The 3,496-nt window shown below is 72.1% G+C and carries 3 protein-coding genes; all 3 read right to left on the reverse strand.

Going from position 1 to position 3,496, the window contains the following annotated elements; genetic code table 11:
* Positions 1–87 precede the first annotated feature (87 nt).
* Complete coding sequence (gene leuA, locus E1211_RS31330) at positions 88–1,839, reverse strand: 2-isopropylmalate synthase (RefSeq protein ID WP_132353731.1); 1,752 nt, start codon at positions 1,837–1,839, stop codon at positions 88–90.
* 317 nt (positions 1,840–2,156) lie between these two features.
* Positions 2,157–2,714: a nitroreductase family protein gene (locus E1211_RS31335; protein WP_132353733.1), complete on the reverse strand. Its 558-nt coding sequence runs from the start codon at positions 2,712–2,714 to the stop codon at positions 2,157–2,159.
* Between the two features lie 85 nt (positions 2,715–2,799).
* Positions 2,800–3,496: hypothetical protein (locus E1211_RS31340; RefSeq protein WP_132353735.1), on the reverse strand; the 697-nt coding region annotated here is incomplete at its 5' end.

Here is a 3,496-nt window from a genome sequence, read left to right on the forward strand (position 1 = left end):
GCCCTGCCCCACGCTCCCGGCGTCGACCCCACCCCGGAAGAGCTGAGGTGAAGGGGCCTCCGGTCGCCCGGAGGCCCCTTCACCACGTCAGCGGCGGGCCCGGTTCACCGCGCTGGTCACCGCCTTGATCGAGGCGGTGACGATGTTCGCGTCGACACCGACACCCCAGACGGTTCCGCCGTCCACCTCGCACTCCACGTACGCGGCGGCCTGCGCGTCCCCGCCGGAGGAGAGCGCGTGCTCGTGGTAGTCGAGCACCCGTACGGCCACGCCCACCGAGTGCAGCGCGTTGACGTACGCGTCGATCGGGCCGTTCCCGACCGCGGTGAGCGACCGGTACTCGCCGTCGACGCCCGCCCGGGCCTCGATCTCGACCTTGCCGTCGGCGGTGCCGATCGTGTAGCCGGCCAGCGTGACCGCCGGGTCGGGCTGGTGGTCGACCAGGTAGTTGCGGGCGAAGATGTCCCACATGGCGGCCGGCTCGACCTCGCCGCCGCCGTGGTCGGTGACCTGCTGGACCACCCCGGAGAACTCGATCTGGAGTCGGCGCGGCAGGTCGAGCTGGTGCTCGGTCTTCATGATGTACGCGACGCCGCCCTTGCCGGACTGCGAGTTGACCCGGATGACCGCCTCGTAGGTGCGGCCCAGGTCCTTCGGGTCGATCGGCAGGTAGGGCACCGCCCACGGGTGCTCGTCGACCGGCGTTCCGGCCGCCGCGGCGTCCGCCGTGAGCGCGTCGAAGCCCTTCTTGATGGCGTCCTGGTGCGAGCCGGAGAAGGCGGTGTAGACCAGGTCGCCCGCGTACGGGTGGCGCTCGTGCACCGGGAGCTGGTTGCAGTACTCGACAGTCCGCTTGACCTCGTCGATCCTCGAGAAGTCGATCATCGGGTCGATGCCCTGGGCGAAGAGGTTCAGCCCGAGGGTGACCAGGTCGACGTTGCCGGTGCGCTCACCGTTGCCGAAGAGGCAGCCCTCGATCCGGTCCGCGCCGGCCAGCAGGCCCAGCTCGGCGGCGGCGACGCCGGTGCCGCGGTCGTTGTGCGGGTGCAGGCTGAGCACCAGGCTGTCCCGGCGGGGCAGGTGGCGGTGCATCCACTCGATCGAGTCCGCGTAGACGTTCGGCGTGGCCATCTCGACGGTGGCCGGCAGGTTGATGATCAGCTTGCGGTCCGGCGTCGGGTCGATGACGTCGATCACCGCCGAGCAGACCTCCAGCGCGTACTCCAGCTCGGTGCCGGTGTACGACTCCGGCGAGTACTCGTAGTGGATGTCCGTGTCCGGCGTGTGGATCTCGGCGTACTTCCGGCACAGCCGGGCGCCGGTGGTGGCGATGTCGGTGATGCCGTCCCGGTCGAGACCGAAGACCACCCGGCGCTGGAGCGTGGAGGTGGAGTTGTAGAAGTGCACGATCGCCCGCGTGGCGCCGCGCAGCGACTCGAACGTCCGGTCGATGAGGTGCTCCCGGCACTGGGTGAGCACCTGGATGGTCACGTCGTCCGGGATCAGGTCCTGCTCGATGAGCTGCCGGACGAAGTCGAAGTCGGTCTGGCTCGCCGACGGGAAGCCGACCTCGATCTCCTTGTAGCCCATCTGCACGAGCAGCTGGAACATCCGCCGCTTGCGTTCGGGCGACATCGGGTCGATCAGGGCCTGGTTGCCGTCGCGCAGGTCGACGGCGCACCAGCGCGGCGCGGCCGCGACGTGCCGGGTCGGCCAGGTGCGGTCCGGCAGGTCGATCCGGAACTGCTGCTGGTAGGGCTCGTAGCGGTGGTACGGCATCCGGCTGGGGCGCTGCCGGGCGATCTGTTCGGTCTCGACATCAGTGGCTGATTGAGCCATTGCGGAGTGCTCCCGTGGTCACGTGGCGTCAGCGATCGGAGGGTGTCGGCGAGATGCCGCGCGCGGTGAGCCGGCGACGGTGCCGGTCAGCGCGGTTCGGCGGCGGTGCCGAGCCCGGACGAGCGGGCAAGAGTGCGGATCTGCTGGGCGGCGCGCTTCAACTCCGCGACGAGGTGCCGGCCGTCAGGCCTCGTCGCGGCGACCAAGAAGGAGGGCCTGCCGCATGACAGGACAACCCTACGCGGCAGGTGGTGAATCTGGGAAGATCGTCCGCGATTTGAGACGGAAGTCGCCGGGTCGATCCGTATCTGTGCAGCTCAGGCCAGCAAAAGCGCGTCCAGAGGGTGCCGGCGACGGAGCGCGGTCTCGGCGGTCAGCAGGTCGGCGGGGAGGCTCAGCGGGTCGCCGAGCTGCCCGACGGCGAGTGCCACGGCGGGCCGGACGTCGGCCGGCAGGTCGAGGTCGGCGGCGAGGCCGGCCCGGTCCAGGTCGTGCAGTTGGCGTACGTGCAGCCCGAGCGCGGTGGCCTGCACGGTGAGATGGGCGACCGCCTGGCCCAGGTCGTACGCGGCCTGCGCGCCCGCCTGGCGGGCGGGCCCCGCGCCGGCCGCGTCGGTCACGTGCGCGGCGAGCAGGAGTACGGCGGCCCGCCGGGCCCAGCGCTGATCCTCGGGCGGCAGGTTCACCAGGATCCGCTTCCACGTCTCGTCGTCCCGGTGGCCGACCGCGAACCGCCAGGGTTGACGGTTGCCCGCCGAGGGGGCCCAGCGGGCCGCCTCCAGCAGCGAGGCGGCCTCGTCCGGGTTCAGCGCGGTGCTCGGGTCGAACGCCCGAGGGCTCCAGCGGAAGGCGAGCAGCGGGGTGAGGTCGGGCATGGGATGAAGCGTCCCGTATAGCCGATTCGCCCCGTCTGTTCGGGGGTGCCGAATGTGGGCAAGCGCACCCGTAACGGTATGAAGATCACTGCGTTGCCGGGCTCTGGCTGTCGGACGGGTCGGGCGACGGCGGCGCGGCCGTGCCGAGCGGCTCGCCCTCGACGACCGGACCGGCCAGCTGGACGGTGGACGGAGCCGGCGCGGGCGTGCCGGAGAGCGTGAGCGTGCCGTACTCGGTCCGGACCGCCGTCGGCGTGCCGTCCCGGTCGTAGCAGTAGATGCCCACGTCGAGCGGGGCGTTCAGCGAGGCCGAGGTGGTCTCCACCGAGTAGCAGGCGCCGGGGGCGTCCGGGATCGGCTGCGCGGGCGAGACCGAGAGCGGGGCACGCCGGTCGGTGAGCACGTCCAGCCAGTCGGTGAAGGGGTGCTGCACCCGGGGATCCAGCCGGCGCGGGATCGCGTCGTCGGGGTCACCGAGGCGTACGCAGCTCGGCGGCTCCGGCCGGGCGGCCGAGGGCAGGGCGCACTGGAAGAGCCCGTCGGCGGTGCCGACCAGCGCGATGTCCGCGGTGCCGCCGAGCGCGCCGCCGGGTACGTCGACCCGCCAGGTGCCGTCGTTCGCGCTGGTGACGATGATCGTCCGGTCCGCCTCGCCGCCCCGGCTGAACCGGTAGTGGGCGGTCAGGTGCCGGTCCTGCGCCGCCGCCGCGAGCGCGGCCAACTCGTCCCGGGCGTCGTCGACCGCGATCGGCCCGGCGCTGGTCGGTGGGGGAGTCGGGGGC

The organism is Micromonospora sp. 15K316, from assembly GCF_004348525.1.
In the GTDB taxonomy this organism is placed as follows: domain Bacteria; phylum Actinomycetota; class Actinomycetes; order Mycobacteriales; family Micromonosporaceae; genus Micromonospora.